General features: G+C 60.7%; 15 protein-coding genes. 11 read left to right on the forward strand and 4 right to left on the reverse strand.

The genetic code is table 11. From position 1 onward, the window contains the following. The first annotated feature begins 54 nt into the window (after positions 1-54). From A6070_RS00930 to serA, 6 genes are all read left to right on the forward strand, one after another. Positions 55-726: a DUF5752 family protein gene (locus A6070_RS00930; RefSeq protein WP_072286641.1), complete on the forward strand. Its 672-nt coding sequence runs from the start codon at positions 55-57 to the stop codon at positions 724-726. Continuing rightward, positions 726-1,988 (forward strand): glycosyltransferase, encoded by a 1,263-nt coding sequence (locus tag A6070_RS00935; RefSeq protein WP_072286642.1) that lies wholly within the window; start codon positions 726-728, stop codon positions 1,986-1,988. Before A6070_RS00930 ends, A6070_RS00935 begins: the two co-directional genes overlap by 1 nt. 58 nt (positions 1,989-2,046) lie before the next feature. Further along, positions 2,047-3,486 carry an alpha,alpha-trehalose-phosphate synthase (UDP-forming) gene (locus tag A6070_RS00940; RefSeq protein WP_072286643.1) on the forward strand — a complete coding sequence of 480 codons (1,440 nt, stop codon included), beginning with the start codon at positions 2,047-2,049 and terminating at the stop codon, positions 3,484-3,486. Positions 3,487-3,800: 314 nt separating this feature from the next. Next, positions 3,801-4,820, forward strand: coding sequence for a 3-deoxy-7-phosphoheptulonate synthase (gene aroF, locus A6070_RS00945; RefSeq protein WP_072286644.1), 1,020 nt, complete (start codon positions 3,801-3,803; stop codon positions 4,818-4,820). Positions 4,821-4,832: 12 nt separating this feature from the next. After that, positions 4,833-5,090 carry a hypothetical protein gene (locus A6070_RS00950; RefSeq protein ID WP_072286645.1) on the forward strand — a complete coding sequence of 86 codons (258 nt, stop codon included), beginning with the start codon at positions 4,833-4,835 and terminating at the stop codon, positions 5,088-5,090. 262 nt (positions 5,091-5,352) lie between these two features. After that, positions 5,353-6,960 carry a phosphoglycerate dehydrogenase gene (serA, locus tag A6070_RS00955; RefSeq protein ID WP_072286646.1) on the forward strand — a complete coding sequence of 536 codons (1,608 nt, stop codon included), beginning with the start codon at positions 5,353-5,355 and terminating at the stop codon, positions 6,958-6,960. Between the two features lie 89 nt (positions 6,961-7,049). Here serA and A6070_RS00960 read toward each other — a convergent pair whose 3' ends face one another. The 3 genes from A6070_RS00960 to A6070_RS00970 are packed head-to-tail and all read right to left on the reverse strand — an operon-like array spanning position 7,050 to position 9,740. Next, positions 7,050-7,883 (reverse strand): 1,4-dihydroxy-6-naphthoate synthase, encoded by an 834-nt coding sequence (locus tag A6070_RS00960; RefSeq protein WP_072286647.1) that lies wholly within the window; start codon positions 7,881-7,883, stop codon positions 7,050-7,052. A 2-nt stretch (positions 7,884-7,885) separates the two neighbouring features. Continuing rightward, positions 7,886-8,632: a futalosine hydrolase gene (mqnB, locus tag A6070_RS00965; protein WP_072286648.1), complete on the reverse strand. Its 747-nt coding sequence runs from the start codon at positions 8,630-8,632 to the stop codon at positions 7,886-7,888. A gap of 28 nt (positions 8,633-8,660) precedes the next feature. Continuing rightward, positions 8,661-9,740: a hypothetical protein gene (locus tag A6070_RS00970; RefSeq protein WP_072286649.1), complete on the reverse strand. Its 1,080-nt coding sequence runs from the start codon at positions 9,738-9,740 to the stop codon at positions 8,661-8,663. Positions 9,741-10,049: 309 nt separating this feature from the next. Between A6070_RS00970 and A6070_RS00975 the strand changes: the two genes are divergently transcribed. The 5 genes from A6070_RS00975 (at position 10,050) to A6070_RS00995 (ending at position 17,483) form a co-directional block, all read left to right on the forward strand. After that, on the forward strand, positions 10,050-10,565 hold the full coding sequence (locus A6070_RS00975) for a TlpA family protein disulfide reductase (RefSeq protein ID WP_072286650.1): 516 nt from the start codon (positions 10,050-10,052) through the stop codon (positions 10,563-10,565). Positions 10,566-10,983: 418 nt separating this feature from the next. Continuing rightward, positions 10,984-12,366, forward strand: coding sequence for an alginate export family protein (locus A6070_RS00980; protein WP_235605489.1), 1,383 nt, complete (start codon positions 10,984-10,986; stop codon positions 12,364-12,366). A gap of 485 nt (positions 12,367-12,851) precedes the next feature. Next, on the forward strand, positions 12,852-14,180 hold the full coding sequence (locus tag A6070_RS00985) for a hypothetical protein (RefSeq protein ID WP_072501922.1): 1,329 nt from the start codon (positions 12,852-12,854) through the stop codon (positions 14,178-14,180). A gap of 277 nt (positions 14,181-14,457) precedes the next feature. Then, positions 14,458-15,933, forward strand: coding sequence for a hypothetical protein (locus A6070_RS00990; RefSeq protein WP_145926395.1), 1,476 nt, complete (start codon positions 14,458-14,460; stop codon positions 15,931-15,933). Positions 15,934-16,013: 80 nt separating this feature from the next. Next, on the forward strand, positions 16,014-17,483 hold the full coding sequence (locus A6070_RS00995) for a hypothetical protein (protein ID WP_072286654.1): 1,470 nt from the start codon (positions 16,014-16,016) through the stop codon (positions 17,481-17,483). A gap of 95 nt (positions 17,484-17,578) precedes the next feature. On the opposite strand, the gene A6070_RS01000 is transcribed toward A6070_RS00995, so the two are convergent. Next, positions 17,579-19,273 carry a cation:proton antiporter domain-containing protein gene (locus tag A6070_RS01000; protein ID WP_072286655.1) on the reverse strand — a complete coding sequence of 565 codons (1,695 nt, stop codon included), beginning with the start codon at positions 19,271-19,273 and terminating at the stop codon, positions 17,579-17,581. Positions 19,274-19,310 lie beyond the last annotated feature (37 nt).

Raw genomic sequence — 19,310 nt, forward strand, 5'->3', positions numbered from 1 at the left:
TGACCGAATTCGTTTGCAAACCTCCATGCCCGATCGTCGCGCGGGAGTTGCATCATGCCGGATACAGCGGAGACAGCGCCATTTGAAGTCAAAGACTGCGCCTTGATCACCCTTTCGACCGGCATCAGGGTGCAAAATCTGCGGGAGTTTCGCGATGCGCTGGAAAAGGTGCCGGTCGGCAGTATCGATCACCATTTCTGGGGCCGTCTGCTGCGTCCGCAGTTTGACGAACCGGAGTACAATAACGATTTTGCCTCCTGGGCCTATCACGGACTACATGACAAGTCCCTGGCGGAACAGCTGAGCATGACCTTGCCGACCGATTTCCCCGACCTCGAAACCTTGCGCCTGGAGTTGATCGATACCGTGGAAAAGCATCTGGACGAAAGCGAAATGATCCCCTGGGCGCGGGCCGATCAGCTGTTCCACTTCCTGCATTCGCAGATCGTGGTGTTCGATACCGGACTGCGCTTCGGCGACCCGCGGGATCTGACCGCTTATCTGCCGTCCCTGTCCACGGGCTGCATCTATTACCATTTCATCGATGCCCGCAGCCGTACCCGTCAGCGCTGCGACGATTTTTCCGCCTGGCTGGCCGGCTTCGGTGACCGCTATGAAAGCCTGCGCCTGCGCCTGTGCGGTTTTGATCCGTATTTTTCTTCACTGGACGAAATTCGCGCTCGCGTCGCTTCGTTGTTTCAGGCGTTTTTCGAGGAGCAACCCTGATGTGCGCCTCTATCCACTACCGGGATGATGAATTTCTGGGTCGCTATGCCGCGGTGACCGGCGCCTGCGTGATCCAGCACCTGGAACAGCTCGCGGCGTCTCTGAAAGGGGCGCGCGTGGTGCATGTCAATTCGACCCGGGAGGGAGGCGGTGTCGCGGAGATCCTGCAGAAGCTGATACCACTGAAAAAAGCTCTCGGCATCGATGCCCGTTGGGAAGTGATCGAAGGCACGCCGGCGTTCTACGCCTGCACCAAGAGTTTTCACAACGCCCTGCAGGGCATGGATATCCGGCTTTCCGACAAGCTGCTGGAGGCTTATGAAGAAACCAATGCACGGTGCGCCGAACGGCTCAAACCGATTCTGGAACAGGCCGATTTCGTGTTTATTCACGATCCGCAACCGGCCGCGTTGCTGAAGCATTTTCCCGAGCGCCGGGGCCAATGGATCTGGCGTTGCCATATCGATGTGAGGCAGCCGTTTCGCCCGGTCTGGAAATACCTGCGGCCCTTCCTGTCGGCTTATGACGCAAGTATCTTCTCGCTGCCGGAGTTTGCACAGCCGTTGCCGCATCCGCAATACATCATCGCGCCGAGCATCGATCCGCTGAGCGAGAAAAACCGCGACCTTCCCGACGCCGAAATCGAAAAGGTTTATGACCGTTTCGACCTGGATCCCGAACGCCCGATGGTGCTGCAGGTTTCACGCTATGACCGCTTCAAGGATCCTGTCGGCGTTATTCGGGCCTGTCGGATGGCTGCCAAGCTGACGCCGCTGCAGCTGGTGCTGGCCGGGGGCGAAGCCAGTGACGATCCGGAAGGGCAGGCGGTTCTCGAGGAGGTCCGGCAGCAGGCCGAAGGGCACCCCGATATTCATGTGCTGTTGCTGCCGGCGGATGCCCATCGCACCATCAACGCCCTGCAGCGCGCCGCGGATATCGTGATCCAGAAATCACTGCGCGAGGGTTTTGGCCTGACCGTGACGGAAGGCATGTGGAAGGGCCGGCCGGTCATTGGCGGCGACACCGGCGGAATACGTCTTCAGGTTTTCAACCACTATACCGGATTCCTGGTGCGCACTCCGGAAGGCGCGGCCCTGCGCATCCGCTATCTGCTGCATAACGGGCGCCTGCGACGGCAGATGGGCGAACGGGCCCGCCGCTTTGTCCTCGACAATTTCCTTATCACACGCCATTTACGGGAATATCTGACATTGCTGGTGAGCCTGCAGGCAGGGGGCCGGGATCGGATGATGGTCGGGTGATTGGTTCTGTGGTCGAGTGTTCCGGCACGAGTTTCTGATTTTTGAGGAGTGTTGCGCGATGCCTTCAATCCTGTCCAAACGCCTGTTGATCATTTCCAACAGATTGCCCGCCGTTATCGCACAGGGCCGGGAAACCTGGTCCGTCAAGCCCGGCACAGGCGGCCTGGTCACGGCGCTGGCGCCGGTCATGCGCGAAAATCACGGGGTGTGGATCGGCTGGCCCGGTTGCGGTGACGACGCCCCTCTTGGCAGCCTGCTGCACGAATTCGAGCAACAGCAGGGTTACCGGCTGGTGTCTGTGCCTCTGGCCGAACAGGAGGTGGAACGCTATTATCGGGGCTTTTCCAACAGCGCCGTCTGGCCGCTGTTTCACGATCTGCTCGGCAACTGCCATTTCGAGCTGTCGCATTGGCAGGCCTACGATGCCGTTAATCGGAAATTCGCCGCGGTAATTGACGAACAGGCACGATCCGAAGATTTTATCTGGGTGCACGATTACCAGCTGATGCTGGTCGGATCCCACCTGCGGGCCATGGGCAGGTCGGATCGCCTGGCGTTTTTTCTGCACATTCCGTTTCCGTCTCCGGACCTTTTCCGGCGCCTGCCGTGGAAAAATCAGCTGATTCAGGGGCTTCTTGCCTACGACCAGATCGGCTTTCAGACCCTGCGGGACCGGCGCAACTTTGTCCAGACCGCGGCCATGCTGATGCCGGAGCTGGAGATCGTCAGCCGTCAGCGGCATCATACCCTGTTGCGACTCGGCGAGCGTGTCATCAAGGTTGGACATTATCCGATCAGCATCGACTTTGTCGAATTCGACGATTTTGCCCGTTCCCGCGAGGTGGAAGACGCCGCCTGGTATCTGCATGAAAACCTGCGCGGCCGGCAGCTGATGCTGGGCATCGACCGCCTTGATTACACCAAGGGGATCCCGGAGCGGTTTCTGGCTTTCGAGCGGGCGCTGGAAAAATATCCGGCCCTGATGCGGCGCATTTCCTTGCTGCAGGTTGTGATCCCCAGCCGCACGCTGGTTCCCGATTACGCCAACCTCAAGGAACTGCTGGATCAGCTTGCGGGGCGCATCAATGCGCGCTTCGGACAGCCGGAATGGGTGCCGATCCATTATGTTTTCCGCTGTCTGGAGAGGGTGCAGCTGCTGGCGCGCTATCGCACCTCGGAAATCGCCCTGGTTACGCCGCTGCGGGATGGCATGAACCTTGTCGCCAAGGAATATTGCGCCAGTTCGGTGGAAAACAACGGTGTGCTGATCCTCAGCGAATTCGCCGGAGCCGCCGACCAGCTTGGCAAGCACGCCCTGCTGGTCAACCCTTACGACACCGACGGAACGGCGGACGCCATTTACCGGGCGTTTACCATGGATCCCGAGGAGCGTCGGCAGCGCATGGCACAGTTGCGCTCCGAAATCCGCCGCAACGATGTGCATCGCTGGCTGCGGCGCTTCGTGGAAGCCGGGGATGACGAGGATGATGATGGATAATGGGCCAGGCTCTCGGTTTCCGCTTGCCTTCCAGACGGTTCTCTGCTACAGGTAAGACATTCAAATTATTCAGGGGATCGCCATGCGGACGCCTTCTCTCAGCAGTTACGGCAGTTTTTTCTGGTTCGGGTTTTTTGGGTTCTTTATGAGCCATCGACCCGCGGCAGGTGTCTGAGGACGTAGCGCCCCACAGCACGACATTCAAACAACCACGGGTTGATGCTTAACGGCTCATCCGTGGTTTTCTTTTGGTGGTCAAGGGAGAAAGCAGTCGGAAGCCGGTCAGCCCTTCACCCACCAGAGGAGCAAAAGACATGATCATCGTCATGAAAAAAGACGCCGGCAAGGAAGCGCTGGCGGAAGTCAAAAAGCGCGTCCGGGATCTCGGCTACAAGGCCCATGTCATACACGGTGAGGCACGGGACGTGATCGGCGCCGTCGGCGACGAGCGCGGCAAGGCGGTGCTGCAATCGCTGGAGTCGCTGCCTTGCGTCGAGGCCGTGGTGCCGATCCTGAAGCCTTACAAGCTGGCCAGCCGCGAAATCAGACCGGAGCCGAGCGTTTTTGAACTGGCTCCCGGCGTGACGGTTGGCGGCCGGGAACTGCTGGTCATGGCGGGGCCCTGCTCGGTGGAGGGCGAAGAGCAGCTGCTGGAAACCGCCAGGGCGGTGAAGGCCGCGGGCGCCAGGGTGCTGCGCGGCGGTGCTTTCAAGCCACGCACCAGTCCCTATGCGTTTCAGGGCATGGAGGAAGAGGGTCTGAAACTGCTTGCGGCGGCCCGGGAAGCCACCGGTCTGCCGATCGTGACCGAGGTGGTCAACCCCCGGGATGTCGACCTGGTCGCCCGCTACGCTGACATCCTTCAGGTTGGTGCCCGCAATGTGCAGAATTTCCCGCTGCTGCGCCTGCTCGGTCAGCAGGACAAGCCGGTGCTGCTCAAACGCGGCATGGCCACCACCATCCAGGAATTTTTGATGAGCGCCGAGTATATTCTTTCCGAGGGCAATCAGCGCGTGGTGCTTTGCGAGCGCGGCATTCGCACCTTTGAAACCGCCACCCGCAATACCCTGGATCTTTCGGCGGTGCCCGTGCTCAAGGAGCAGACCCATCTGCCGGTGGTGATCGATCCGTCCCATGCCACCGGTCATGCCAGCCTGGTGCCCTCCATGTGCTATGCCGCAGTGGCGGCCGGCTGTGACGGGCTGCTGGTGGAGGTTCACAACCATCCGGAAACCGCATCCTGTGATGGTCCCCAGTCCCTGACGCCGGCCGGGTTTGCCGCCGTGATGGACAAGCTGCGCCGTTTCGCTGCGGCTGCCGACCGCGATTTGTAAAGGATTGTCGTCATGTTCCTTATCCCTCTCAATCAGCCGGAAAGCGTCGCCCTGGTCATTCACGCCCTGCGTGTGGCCGGTGGTGAAGCCGATTGCGGAACCTGCCCGGTGCGGCGGGTATGCATGAAACAGTGCCTGGCCATTGCGGATTCCCTGGACAAGATGGTGCAGTCGGGTACGCTGCCCGGCATGGAGAGTGCGTCCCCGGAGGAGCCTCCGCCCGAACCTCCGCCGGTGCCCGGTCCGGGCCGCTTCCGGGTCGTCAAGTAACCAGCAGCGTCGGCCGGCCTTCTTGCTTATTGAAAGGCCGGCCGTTTTTTTGTATAGTGCTCTCTTTTTCTGCCTCTCCGAAAGCCTTTTCCCGAAAATCCTTCCGGAAGGTGGCCGGGGCGCTATGGCCCCTCTGCAACCGGAAAGACACCATACGGATTGAGTAACCTGTATATCGAGGGCGCGCCCTGGGGATTGTGCTTTGGCACAATCCGTCCTGAAGAGATATTGGCCGCGTGCTCCGTAACCGCAAGGAATTCCCATGAAAGTCCTGATTACCGATGAAATTTCCCAGGAAGGTCTGCAGCCTCTGCTGGACGATCCCCGTATCGAGCTTGAAATCCGCCTGGGGCTGACCCCCGAGGAGCTGCATCGAATCGTCGGTCGCTTCGATGCGATGATCACCCGCAGCGGCACCACCGTTGACGCGGCACTGCTCGAACACGGCCGAAGGCTCAAGATTGTGGCCCGGGCGGGGGTCGGTATCGACAATGTCGATGTGGATGCCGCCAGCAGTCGCGGCATTATCGTGGTCAACGCCCCTTACGGCAACGTCAACTCCGCCGCCGAACATTCCATGGCGCTGATGCTGTCCCTGTGCCGCAACGTACCGGTTGCCAGCGCCTCCCTGAAGAGCGGAGAGTGGAAGCGGGCGCCGTTTACCGGCAGAGAACTCAAGGACAAGACCCTGGGCATTATCGGTCTTGGCAAGGTCGGCGGCCGGGTGGCCCTGCGCGCCAAAGCCTTTGAAATGACCGTGCTGGCCTGCGACCCCTATATTTCTCCCAAGCGGGCCGAGGATCTCGGCGTCAAACTGGTCGGACTGGAGGAGATCGTGCGCTATGCGGATATCGTCTCTCTGCACTGTCCCCGCAATGCCGAGACCATCGACATGATCAATGCCCGCCATTTCGATGCCATGAAGGACGGCGTCATCATCGTCAACTGCGCACGGGGCGAGATCGTCAACGAAGCCGCCATGCTTGCCGCGTTGCAGAGCGGCAAGGCCGCCGGCGCCGCCTTTGACGTTTTCAGTGAGGAACCGCCCCGTTCCGAGCTGGTCAGGCAGTTGATCGCCCACCCGCTCATGGTTGTCACTCCCCATCTTGGCGCCAATACCTTTGAAGCGCAGAAAAACGTGGCCGTCGATGTCAGCAAGGAGATTGTCCGTTATCTGGATGGACAGCCGCTGGAGAGCGCGGTGAACATTCCCAAATTCGACGCCGAACTGATGCAGGTGATGCAGCCTTTTCTGTCGTTGATTCAGCAGATGGGCGAGTTCATCGTGCAGCTGGCGCCGGCCAACCCGAGCAAGGTGACCTTCACCTATAACGGCAAGCTGGCCCGTTACGATTGTTCTCCTCTGACCGTCTGCGGGCTGGCGGCGCTGCTCAACCGCGCCACCGAGCAGGAGGTCAACATGGTGAATTCCCAGCTGATCGCCGAACAGATGGGCATCTGCGTCGAAACCGTGTCTTCGACCGAGGCGGAATCCTTTTCCAACCTCATCACCATTACCCTCGCGACCCCCGCCGGGCGCCGCACCGTCGCTGGAACCATATTCGAGGGTATGCCGAAAATCGTCAAGATGCGCGACTTCAATACCGATTTCCAACCCGAGGAGCACATGCTGGTCATCAGTTACGCGGACAAGCTTGGTCTGATCGGTAAAATCGGCACGATTCTCGGCGAGGCCGGCATCAACATCGGCTCCATGAATCTCGGCCGCCGGGCCAAAGCGGGAGAGGCGATGGTGGTGCTGTCCGTCGATACGCCGGTTCCCGCCGAAGTCATCGACCGCCTTGCCGCCAGCGTCGATGCGGCTTTCATTCGCGCCATCCATATGGAGAATGCCAGCTGCATCGATTGATGCGGAGGCGACTCTGCCAAATCAAACGAAAAAGCGGCCTGTGGATAGCAGGCCGCTTTTTTTGGAAATGGTTGCCCTGCTGGCGGCGTTTACCGAAATATGCCGCCGGGGCAGGGGGGCAGAATGCCGCCGGCTTCGGCGCGGCACAAGAGTTCCCCGATCGCCGCCTCGCCGGTTTTGTCCAGACAGCGGGTGAAGTCGTTGACATACAGGCCGATATGGCCTTCGAGTACCTTCTCGTCCTGTTCCCGGGCGTTTTCCCGGATAAAATCCGCCGCCCGTTGCGGCTGCGCACGAAAGACATCGATGCTGCGCCGGATGGCCTCTTCCAGTTGCCGATGAAGGGTATCGCCGAGGCAGCGGCGCGCCGCTATGCCCCCCAGAGGCAGGGGCAGCCCGGTCAGGGACTGCCACCAGACGCCCAGATCCAGAACCCTGAAAACGCCTCGGGCTTCGCAGGTGAAACGCGCTTCGTGAATCAGCACCCCGGCATCGACCTGGCCTGTGGTGACGGCGGGTAAAATGGCGTGAAACGGCATCTGTACCAGACAGGATGCGTCGATTCCGAACAGTCGCATCAGCAGGGTAGCGGTGGTGAGGTTGCCGGGGACCGCGATGCGCCGGCCGCCGAGTTCCTCCGGGGCCAGCGGCTGGCGGGCCACCACCAGCGGCCCGCAACCCCGGCCCAGCGCCGCGCCGCTGCGCAGCAGGACGTATTCGGAACGCAGCTGACCGAAGGCATGCATGGATACCTTGGTGACATCGAGCTTGCCGTTTGCCGCCAGCCGGTTGAGGGTGTCCACGTCTTCAATGCGGTGGTGCAGGTGCAGTCCCGGCAGGGGGACAAGGCCGCTGATCAATCCGTGAAATATGGCGGTATCGTTGGGGCAGGCAGAGAAGCCAAGGCGGATGGTTTTGTGCATGGTCAGGCCCGCAGGATCGGTGAAAACCAGCCGCGCAGCAGGGCCATCAAAGCCTGCTGGACGCCACCGGCGGCTCCTTCGAGGTCCCATCGGGAGAGGTCCCGGTCCTCGACCAGGTTGGATACGCCGCGCAGTTCAAGGAAGGGCACCTGGTATTGTTCGCAGACCTGGGCCACCGCCGCGCCTTCCATGTTTTCGCCCAACCCTCCGGTGCGCTGCTGCAATTCCCTGCCGGACTGCAGGGTTCCCGAACAGGTGGAAACCGTCACCATGGGGCCGGATTTCAGATGGAGCCCCCCCTCCACGGCGAATCTTTCCAGGTGCGGAAGGGCGCTTTCCCGCAACCTGCTTTCCACGGTACAGCGGCTTCTGCATTCAAACCCCTTGCTGCGCAGCAGGGTAAAGCCGATACTGCCGAAATCCCGGAAGCCTTCCGGTGTCAATACCCCCTCGTCGGCGCTGATTTCCTCGGTGGCCAGCAGAAGATCCCCGGTGGCCAGCCCCTGTCCGGGGTAGGCTCCGCAACAGCCGGTAAGGATCAGCATCTCGGGTTTTTCCCGTTCCAGCATGACGGTTACGGCGGACGCGGCGTTGATTTTACCGATACCGGTATGCAGCACCGTCAGCTTGTGTCCGAACATGCTGCCGCAGTACAGGTCGCGATGGCCGCAGCGGCGCACCTCGCAGGGGAACAGCCTGCGACGCAGCAGCGCGGTTTCTTCCGGCACCGCTGCCACGATCGCAATCACGGTTTCGGGCTTTCATGCAGGACCGGGCTCATGGCTGGAACCACCCCTGGCGGATAAGGTCGCGTCGCAGCACCACGCCCTGCTTGCGGACCATGCCGCCGTACCAGAAACGCTCTTCGCGCAACGACAGGTTCTGGGGCGCGTCGAGGCGCTTGCGGCAATCGATCAGGTTGTGGCGCAGCCTGCGGTCGGGGTCGGCCACCACCTCGTTGAGCTTGCGGGCGAGCAGCGGCGGTACCCCCTCGATGACGTACTGAATCAGATCCCGCAGGCGCAGGCCGTCATGGTAATCTTCGAGGGTGCCTTCGAAACCGTCTTCGCATTCCTGGACGAAATCGTTCCAGCTCAACAGCAAATCGCCGAATTCCTCATCCGCCAGGCCGTCGAAATCCGGATGCTCACGCAGGCGCTGTTCGATCTGCTGCTGCTCCTTGCACGACAAAAAGAAGGAAATGTCGTCCTCCACGGGGTACATTTCCAGCTCTTCCGTGATTTCGGCGCAGAAATTCAGATAGTCGAGAGCCTGCTCGTTAAAGCGCGAAAGTATTCCCGGCAGGGTACCGGGCCGATAACAGAGCAGCGACAGGTGGTCGTGCCCCAGGTCGGAGGTGAAAAGCTGCCGGGGGTTGTAGGCCAGGTCGCATTGCCCCAGGATATCCATGACCCGGATGTGGTTGCAGGTGAAGCAGGTGATGATTTTTTCCTCGGAAAAAAACCACTCCATCCCGACCTGGTTGTTGGCGATGCCAAAACCGACGAAGCCGTCATGCACCAGCCGCGAAAGATAGGGCTGTACGGCTTCGAGAATATCTTCCTTGGGCATGTAGGGTGAATAATAGAGCAAGGGCTCGGCGTTTTCCTCGGTCGGCTGCTCCTGCTCGTCGGCGTAGTATTCCAGAATAAAGAAACATTCCTCGGGCATGGCGGCGGCGAAAGCGTGAAACAGCCGCTCGATCCGGCCGGCTTCGGCCATGATGGTGAACCGGTAGCTGTCGCTGGAATTTTCCAGCAGACTGAAGGTGTAACCGCCGCGCAGACGCCGCAGGCGCCGCCTTTCGCTGGGCCAGGGGTGGATGCCGAGAGGGAAATTAAAAACAGGTGGTGTCAAAGGGATAGGTCCTTCCTGGTCGATGATGCCGTCAGACAGCCCTGGGCGGATGCGTATCGCGGGCACGAGTGCAATGAAGACTTTCCAGCCCAAGGTCTATGCGCTTAAGGTAGTCAATGTCTTACCGAAAGTCAACGCTCGCCGGGCGAAATGCCATCATGGAAAAAACGGCGGCAGTTCGCCGATGTCCATCCCCTGATATATAACCTTGTTTTCATTCGCTGATGATTTTCCCTTGACTAATCCCGATTCCTGATCGGATAATCAGGCGTTTTGATTTCTGGTGGCTTGGCGTTTTGGGGAGGGTCCGTGAAAAAAACATTTCTGCGCCTCGCGCTCGCGTGGTTGTTAATGTTCAGCGCAGCCACCCCGGCGCTGTGTCAGCTTGTCCCCGGCACTTCCGCCCCCGATTTCAAACTGCGTAACCTGCAAGGCAAACTCGTCAGGCTCTCGGATTATGCCGGTCGCCCGGCTGTGCTGCTCATCGGTACCACCTGGTGCCCCGGGTGCCGGGTGCAGATGGCCGAGTTGGAGCGCAGCCGCCGCTTTCTTGACGATAACCGTATTGTGGTGCTGGAGGTTTTTATCCAGGAGTCGCCCGGAGCCGTGCAAAAATATCTCAAGAACAAAAAGCTTCCCCGTAACTTTGAAGCCCTGATCGATGATGGCCAGGTGCATCGGTCCTACCGGGTTTACCCGATCCCCAGGGTTCTGGTGCTGGATGGTTCCCGGCGCATCGTTGAGGATACCCTCGGGGTCGATGCCGCCGGGCTGACTGCGGCTTTGCGTCCCCTGCTCGATCAGCCTTCCGGGAAAGGGCAATGATACCACAATGCAGCGCGTTGTGGCGATTGTTGCACAAAGTAAAACAGACTGTGGCGTGATCAACACACTGTGCCATGTTTGAATAAGCCCTTGTGGCCCTGCTTTTTCGGCTATGTTGCGTCAGGGACGCTGTATACATCAAGATATGGCGTTTGGCACACAAGTTGTAAGAGATGCACGGTCGATGATGCCGCCCGCTTTGCAATATCGGCAGCATCGGTGACCTGAAAAAGAGTCGACCCGGATCCGGCATTTGTTCTGCCGGGAAACATCGGGACATATCGGAGATGGAGCTTCGGGGTTTGTGAAGGCAGATGCTTTCCACCCCAAACCGGTTTTTGCGTCAAGGCATGTCCGCCGACCGCGGGAACCTGTACTTTTCTTTTTCTAGATGGAAGGAGACCAAACCGTGAAACAGATGCGTATTGTCCTGGCGACCCTGATCGCCGTGGCCATGGCCGCGCCCGCCATGGCCATCAACGTTGAGTGGCATGGCCACCTCAACAACCGCTTCTCCTACAGCACCCAGGCCGACCTGTCCGTGCGCACCAGCAAGGACAGCGAAAAGTACCTCGGTTCCTTCAGTGTGCCCGGTGCAGCCATTGTTGCCGCCCAGGGCAAAGTCACCGTGCCCAGCACCAAAAAGGAAACCAACGACAGCGATTTCTTCGGCGAAATCAAGTATCGCATGCACATGGTCGTGTCCGACGACGAGAAGAAAGTCAAGGGCGTGGTCGGGTTTGAATTCGGTTCCTCCAAATTTGGTGGCAGCGGTGCCGATTTCGGTGGCGACGACAACGTGTTCGAACTGATGTGGGCCTACACCGACATCGAACTGCCCTTCGACCCGGCCTCCCGCCTGACCCTCGGTCTGCAGCCGGTCGGCTACAATCCCCTGCTGTGGGCCGATAACGCCGGCGGCGTCAAATGGACCCGCAAGGACGGCAGCTGGGCCTACTCCCTCGGCTGGTTCCGCAATGACTGGAATGGTTCCAATGCCACCTCCGGCGGTGACAGAAAAACCGCCTACGACGACGCCTATGCCGCCGATCTGACCTACACCTTCGACAACGGCAACAGCCTCAACGCTTTTGTGATCTATATGGATCAGGGCGAGGAGACCGTTGGTTATACCAATGTGATTACCGGCGATTTTGCTTCCCTGGCCACCGACGTGCAGGACGAGGAAATCTGGCTGGGCCTGTCCGGCAAGGGCAAGTGGGACAATCTGTCGGGTATGTTCACCGGCATGTACCTGACCGGCGAAGTCTCCTCCAGCGACCTGGGCGAAAGCCTCGACCGCAAGGCGTTCCTGTTCCACGGCCAGCTTGACTATGCCGTTGGCAAAAATACCTACACCCTCGGCGGCCTGTACGCTTCCGGCGACGACGATCCCTTTGATGGCGACGCCGAAAACTTTGACGTGATCGACATCTCCACCTCCATGATCGGTTCGGTTGTTATCTTCGACAACTTTGCCGACGACAACTCCTTCAGCCAGGCGCCCTATGTGTTCGACCAGGGCTACAAGATGATTTATGCCGGTGTCGCCCGTCAGCTCAACGACAAGACCAAGGTCTGGGCCAAGTATTTCTGGCACAACACCGCCGAGGACGAACTGCTCGGCGATGACGATCTCGGCCATGAATTCGTGGTTGGCACCAGCTACACCATCATGAAGGGCCTGACCGCCGACATCAATGCCGGTTACCTGGTGGCCGGCGATGCCTGGGAAGCCATGGCCGGTGGCGACGGCGACGACGTGTTCCGCACCGACGCCCGCATTCAGTTCAAGTTCTAATTGTTTCCGAATACTTGATGTGCTAAGTTGGGGCCGGGTTTTTCCCGGCCCCTTTTTCTATGTCGGCCGGGCGTTCAAAACATCGGATCTGCACATCGTACAACAGGAGGTTTGGCCTTGATTTCCAAAGTGAGCGTATGGCTGGCGGCGCTGCTGCTGGCGACGGCCGGTGCGGCTTCGTCCGGCACCCTGGAGGATATGGTTAAGGATCTGCAGCCGCTGGCGGGTTACGTGGTGCTGCCGGTGCAGGATGAATATCTCATCGATCTCGACGCGGCCCGGGGGGTTGTGGAGGGAGACCTGTTCAGCGTGGTTGTGCCGGGGGAGAAAATCACCCACCCTGTAACCGGCAAGGTGCTCGGCACCCTCGATGCCAGCAAGGGCATCCTGCAGGTCAGCCAGGTCAAGGGGGATTTTCCCACACCCGCGCCGTCTCCGCCAAAGGCGACATCCGGCGTGGTGACGCTATCCGCCGCTACGACGGTTTGCGTACCCAGTTCCGCGATTATACGGGCCGGGCCGAAGGGTTTTACAGCGCTCTCAAATCGGCGTTGCCCGCCCTTGACTGGCAGGATTTTGCCGCCGTGCAGGACCAGAAGCCGGCACCGCCGACAGCGGCCGGCAGCACGGCTGCCGATCTGTACATCGTGGCAGCGAATGATGGCATCACGGTACGCGACCAGAACTACAACGTGGTGCGTTCGTATCCGCCGCCGGCCGGGATGGCGGCCGCGCCCGCCGCGGCTTTGCCGGTGGCCGCTGCCGCGCCTTATCACCTCGAGGCCCCGGCCAAGCCTGCCGCGTCGCCCTACGGCGTGCAGTACGATGTCTCCATGCCCGGCTTTCAGACCCTTGGCGGACTCGGTTTTGCGGCGGTCATGTCCGATTTTGTCACGACAGGCGGCGAGCATGTGATGGCGGCCACCGACGGCACCGTCATCAAGCTGTTCAGGGCCGGGGACACTCTGGTGCCGTTGGGCGAAGTTCAGCCCTCCCATATGCCGCAGGTCCTTGCCCTCGGCTGGTGGCAGCCCGCCGATGGAAATACCTACCTTGCCGTTTCCGCCTGGAAGGACAACGGCCTGAGCTCCTTGGTTTATCGCTATGAAAACCGGACCCTGGTCCCGGTCGGCGGGGTCCTGCCCTATGCCCTGGGCAGCTTCGACCGTGACGGCGACGGCAGCCGCGAACTGCTGCTGGCGCAGGTCTTCGACCGCGAAATGTTCTGGGGCACGGTCGTGCGGGAACTGCAGTTTAAAGGTGGCGAATTTTCACCTGTCGCCCCCGGCTTCAAGCTGCCCCGCCGGTTTACCGTGATTGGCAGCCTGATGGCCGATCTTGACGGCGACCGTAATCCCGAAACGGTCTTCACCCGCGACGGATTGATGTATGTCTACTCCGGCGAAAAGCAGCGGTACAGATCTCCCAAGATGATGGGCGGTTCCGTTTCCCGTATCATGTTCGAGGAACAACCCAACGCCCGTGAAACCAAAACCCATTTCGCCGCCTTCGAGGTTCCGCCTCTGGCCGTCGACCTCGATGGTGACGGCAGCCGCGAGTTGTTGAGCGTCGCTTCCGAATCGTCCTTCATGTCCGCGCCGGGCATTTCCGCCAATATCGGCAAGAGCTGGCTGGCGGTGGTGAAATATCGCGATGGCATGTTTGTCAAGGGGACGCTCGGGGAAGAGCTCGATGTGCCCTTGCAGGGGCTGGCACTGGACCAGAAGCGGGTGCTGATCGTGGCCACCCAGCCGGGTTCGGTGTTCGGCAAGGGTGGCGACAGCCAGCTGCTCGTGTTTCCCTTGAACCGCTAAGCCTCCATTCGCATAGACAATATCCCCAAAACCCCGGCCAATGACCGGGGTTTTGTTTTGCCGCACGCATGTTTGTTCTAACCAAATATCATTCCGAAACGACAAAACATTGTTTTATGAACATTGACGGACAAGCGGTTTTCCTGCTATATCGGCGTGGCGGGCAATGCCCGATGTTATTCGATTTTCCGGCGAAGCCGTTTCATGCCCCTTTCAGGATCTGGCAGGCGTCAGGCTGGTCCGGGAAAATTCTCTTTTTGACAGGAGGTACAACGCAATGCTGGGAAACATCCGTCTACTGTGGCTGACCGCGCTGCTTGTGGCATGGCTGCCTGCCGCACCCGCCACGGCCGCCATCGAGTTTTTTGGTACGGCCAAAATCAAGCCGACATTCTATGACAACTTCGATTTCAATGACGGCAAAAACGATGCCTTCATCATCAACGAGGGGGGCCTGACCGGCGATCAGCACATCCGCGCCGAACTGCGGCTTGGCTGGAAGGCCGCAGGCGAGCGCTGGTCGGTGAAAATGATCGCGGAGGCCGACGTCATCATGGAGAAGGACAGTGCCGACCGTTCCTACTACAGCGGCGCCACCAGCTACGAGGGCAAGCCCAACTCCGGAGGCGAATTCGGCATCGAACGGGCGGAACTGCTGTACCGCTTCTTCCCCTGGCTGGAACTGGAAACCGGCTGGGATGTGCGGGCCCTGGACATCGGCAGCGGAGGCCTGCTGTTTGGCGACGATCATCCGTTTCTCGGGTTTCGCGGCGATCTGACCGATGCGTTGAGCTATGAACTGCTGTATCTGCCGATCCAGAACCGCAACAGCCTGCCCACCGCCGATGACGATGGGAAATACCTGCGCAGCCCGGACGCTGACGACTGGAGGGTCTACACTCTCAAGCTGGTTCAGGATATGGGGGGCAAAAGCGCCGCCCTGCCGCAACATGCCTTGTTCGGCAACAGCTCCGGGGAAAACAACATCCTCTCCATGGCGTTGAGCCCGGTCTACGCCTTCAGCGATAACGATTCGGCACAGGCAAGGATCCATTACTTCGGTCTGGAGGCCACCGGCCAGGCTGGATGGTTCAAGCCGTATTTCGAAGTTATGGCCGCTGATGGCGAATTCGACAACGGCAGGGACATCTCCGCCTGGGCCATGTTCGCCGGCCTTGAAGTGCTGATGAACAAGGCGTTCAATCCTTACGTGGCATTCCGTTATACCCAGGGCGACGATGATGCCAGCGACGACGACGTCGAGGGCTGGGTCGGGATCGGCGACATCGGCCGCTACACGCCTTTGCTCGGCATGGACGGCAACATCCTGGGCGAGGATCTTGGTCAGAGCTACGGTGCCACCCTTTATTCCTATTCTCCGGAACGGGCTTTCAGAACCAACCGTTATGGCGGCATTGGCAACGGTGGCAGCGGCGACAACCCCGGCCAGAAACTGATTGCCGTCGGCACCCGTGGCGACCTTGCCGCGATTCTGCCCGGCCTGATGTACAAGACCCAGGCGTTTTTCATCTGGTACGATGAAACCGCCAATCTGATCAACACGCGTAAACCCGGCGAAAAGGTCGACGACTACGCGGGCACCACTTTCGACCTGCAGTTGCTGTATGCGTTCAACAAAAACTTTTCCATCGACTATATTTTCTCCACCTTTGTTCCGGGCGATGGTATCAAGGATCAGTTCGGTGACGATCCCGCCTTTGTCAATTGCCTGACCCTGGCCTGGACCTATTGAGAATAAACACGGGCCGGTGCGACATACCGTGCACCGGCCTGTTGTGTCGAGTATTGGTTTTGCATCCGAAGGGATAAGCGATGAGAATCTCTGTCCGTCTTGTTGCGGCACTGATATGTCTGCTGTGTGTCGTGCCGGCCTTCGCCGCCTCGATCCCATGGCCCCGGATCGACCGGGCCCTGTCCGCATGGCAGGGGCAGAAGGAACTGCTGCTGGTCACCGCCACAAAGTCCCCGTTCTCCACCGCTGCCGGCCAGGCAACCCTGGAGCAGCTGCTGATGCACGGCTTTGCGGTTCGAACGGGTGATCAGGTGCCCTCCGGCGGCAGGGGCCTGGTGCTTGAACTGAAAGATAACGACGGCGGGGCGATGGCCTTTTTGCGGCGCGCCGTCGATGGCGCGATTATCGCTTTTGAACGCCACGCGCCGCCTGCCGGCGAGGCTCCGGTGGAACAACCGGTTGCCGCGCCGCTTTCAGCGGCCCGGCCTGTGCCGGCCGTGGTCCCATCCTCGGCAGTCCCTGCCGCATCGCGTCCCGCGTCGTCGAACCTGCCCGGCCCGCTGTCGTTGCCGGGCCGCCCTCGCAGTCTGGCATGGCTGGCGGATGCGGGGGAGCAGGGGCTGGATCTCGCGGTGCTGACCGATGAAGGCGTGCAGCCTTACCGACTGCAGCAGAACCTGCTGCACCCCTGGGGACCGTATGTGCACGGCCACCCCGCCTGGCGGGCCTTGTATCTCGAAGCCGGAGATCCGGACCGGGACGGCGATCCGGAACTGGTCGCCGTATGGGCGGATGACACGCGGGGCATCTATGCCGGTACCGATTCCCGGCCCCGTGCCGTCGTGTTCGAACAAGCCGGGCGGGGCTTATCCGCGAGTCCCGGTCCGCGGGCGTTTGTAAGACTGCAGGACAAGCTCGGTTTTGTGCAGTATCGCGGCAACCACAGTTTGTACCAGGGACCGGTGGTTGCCCTGGATACCAGCGGCAAGAGCTGGAATGCCGGGCAAAAGGCCGTTGCCTGGGCCGGGGGCAATCTGTTCGAAACCACACCCATCGGCCAGCAGCAGGCACTGCAGTGGACGGCCGATCAGCAGCTGCGGCTGGTGTCCCGGCAGGATGGCGCGCCGTTGGCCGGCGGCAGTCTGCTGTATGACTTTGGAGAATTTGTGGGTCCACGTGTCGCCGTGCCTTTGGAAACCCCGGAGTACCGGGCCGGCTTCGGCAAGGAAGACATGGTGCGTGAAACATGGCACAGCCTCCCTCCGCGTGTTGTGGTCGACGCTGACGGGACCGCTTACACCATCCGCCGGGAGCGCAGCACCGGGCTGCCCCTGATCGGCAAGCCCACGGGAAGGGACAAACTGGTGGCGGTGCGCTGGAGCGGCGACCGCTTCGCGGTGCGGGAACTGTTCGCCGGAATCGAAGCCTTCATTCTCGATTTTGCCCTGGTAAAACAGCAGGGCAAGGTGAGCGCGGCTCTGCTGTTGCTCAACCAGAAAGCCGACGGCAGCGGTGAGGCTTATCTGCAGCGCGTGCCTCTGGATAACTGACAAATGGAAAAACCGCCGGCCACTGTTTGACAGAAAATGATCCGTAAAAGCGCCCCTTGAAGTGACAAGGGGCGCTTTTTAATTAGTGGGCGGATTCAGTGGGGCTGCCCGCTTTTGACCAGGGCCAGAAACTCGGTCAAGCCGTTAACCTGCAGTAACTTTTCCCGCAGTTCCCTGGCCTTGAGGGAGGCGGCGATATCCGCCAGAATTTCCAGTTGTGCCCCGTCGTCGTGGACCGGGGTCAGGATAAGGAAGATCAGTTGCGCAGGGCAGGCATCGGGGGCGTCAAAGTCAATACCGAAATGCGATAAACCCGCGGCGATGACAGGCGCCTGCAGGCCGGGCAGGCGGGCATGGGGGGCGGCAACTCCCATGCCGAGGCCGGTAGCCATGAGTTCTTCGCGCTTCAGAACGGCCCTGGCGACGGCGTCGGCATCCAGCCCGGCGGCTTGTGCCGCGGCATAAGACAGCTCGGTGATCGCATCCTCGCGGGTAACCGCGGCGGTGGGATTGACGAAGCTGCGGGTGGTTATGAAGTCGGTGAAGCGGCGGGGTTTTTTCAGGTGCAGCAGGCGTTGCAGAAGCGGACCGCTCAGCAGGGAGGTTGCCAGTGCCATGAACACCAGGGCGACGAACAGGCGTTCGCCGATCAGGCCGTTGCTGAGGGCGAGCAGGCCCAGAATGATCTCCATGGCGCCGCGGGCGTTCATGCCGAACCCGACAGCCCAGGATTCACGCCGGTCCATGCCGCTGAGGCGCCCCGCCAGGCTGCAGCCGAAGACCTTGCCGAGGGTGGCGATGAGCAGCACAACGCCAACCAGCAGCGCATCGAAATTGGCGATAAAATCGACTTTCAGTCCGATACTGGCAAAAAACAGCGGTGCGAAAATAAAGGACACGAACTGGTCGATGACGGCGCGGGTTTTTTCCCGCAGATGCTGGGAGTCGCCCAGCGCCACCCCCGCCAGAAAGGAACCGAAGATGGCATGGACGCCGATCCATTCGGTGAAGGCAGCCGCCATAAGGGTCAGCGCCAGGGCAAAACCGAGCACGCCGCCCGGCCAGCTGCTGTGGGCCTGGATCCACGGCAGGGCGCGGTTGATGAGCCCGCGTCCCAGCGTCAGCATGACGACGGTGAAGCCCAGTGTCAGCCCGATGGTCTGGCCGATGCTCAGGGTGATGGCTGCCGTGCCGAGCATACCGAGAATGACGGCGAAGATAATCCAGCCGACCAGGTCATTGAGCACCGCCGCGGCTATCAGCAGCATGCCCAGATCACTGCGGTAGAGATTGAGGTCCATCAGGGTCTTGGCGATCACCGGCAAGGCGGAGATGGACAGGGCGGTGGCCATGAACAGGGCGAAGATCAGCGGGCTCGCGCCGGCCTCCATCCCCATTATCTCCGGTAGATACCAGGATGCCGCGAAACCCAGGGCAAAGGGCACGACAATGCCGGCGACGCCGACGCTGACGGCGCTTTTACCCTGACGCCACACGGTGGAGAGGTCTACCTCCATGCCGGCCACCAACAGAAACAGGGTGATGGCCAGGGTGGTCAGACCGTCGAGGGCCAGCGCCCCTCCGCCATGGCTTGGAAAGAGGAAGGTCCGACCGGCCGGGGCCAGGGCGCCAAAAACGGTCGGGCCCCAAAGGATGCCGGCCAGAATTTCGCCGAGGACCGCCGGCAGATGGAACCGGCGGGCCAGCTCGCCGAGCAGCCGGGCGCTGGCCAGGAGCACTCCCAGAGCCAGCAACAGGGCGGTGATTTCACTGTGCGTCAGGCTGTCCATGCCAACCTCTGCAGAACCGATGGAAGATTGTGCGCGT

This window comes from Syntrophotalea acetylenica, from assembly GCF_001888165.1.
GTDB classification, from domain to species: Bacteria; Desulfobacterota; Desulfuromonadia; order Desulfuromonadales; family Syntrophotaleaceae; genus Syntrophotalea; species Syntrophotalea acetylenica.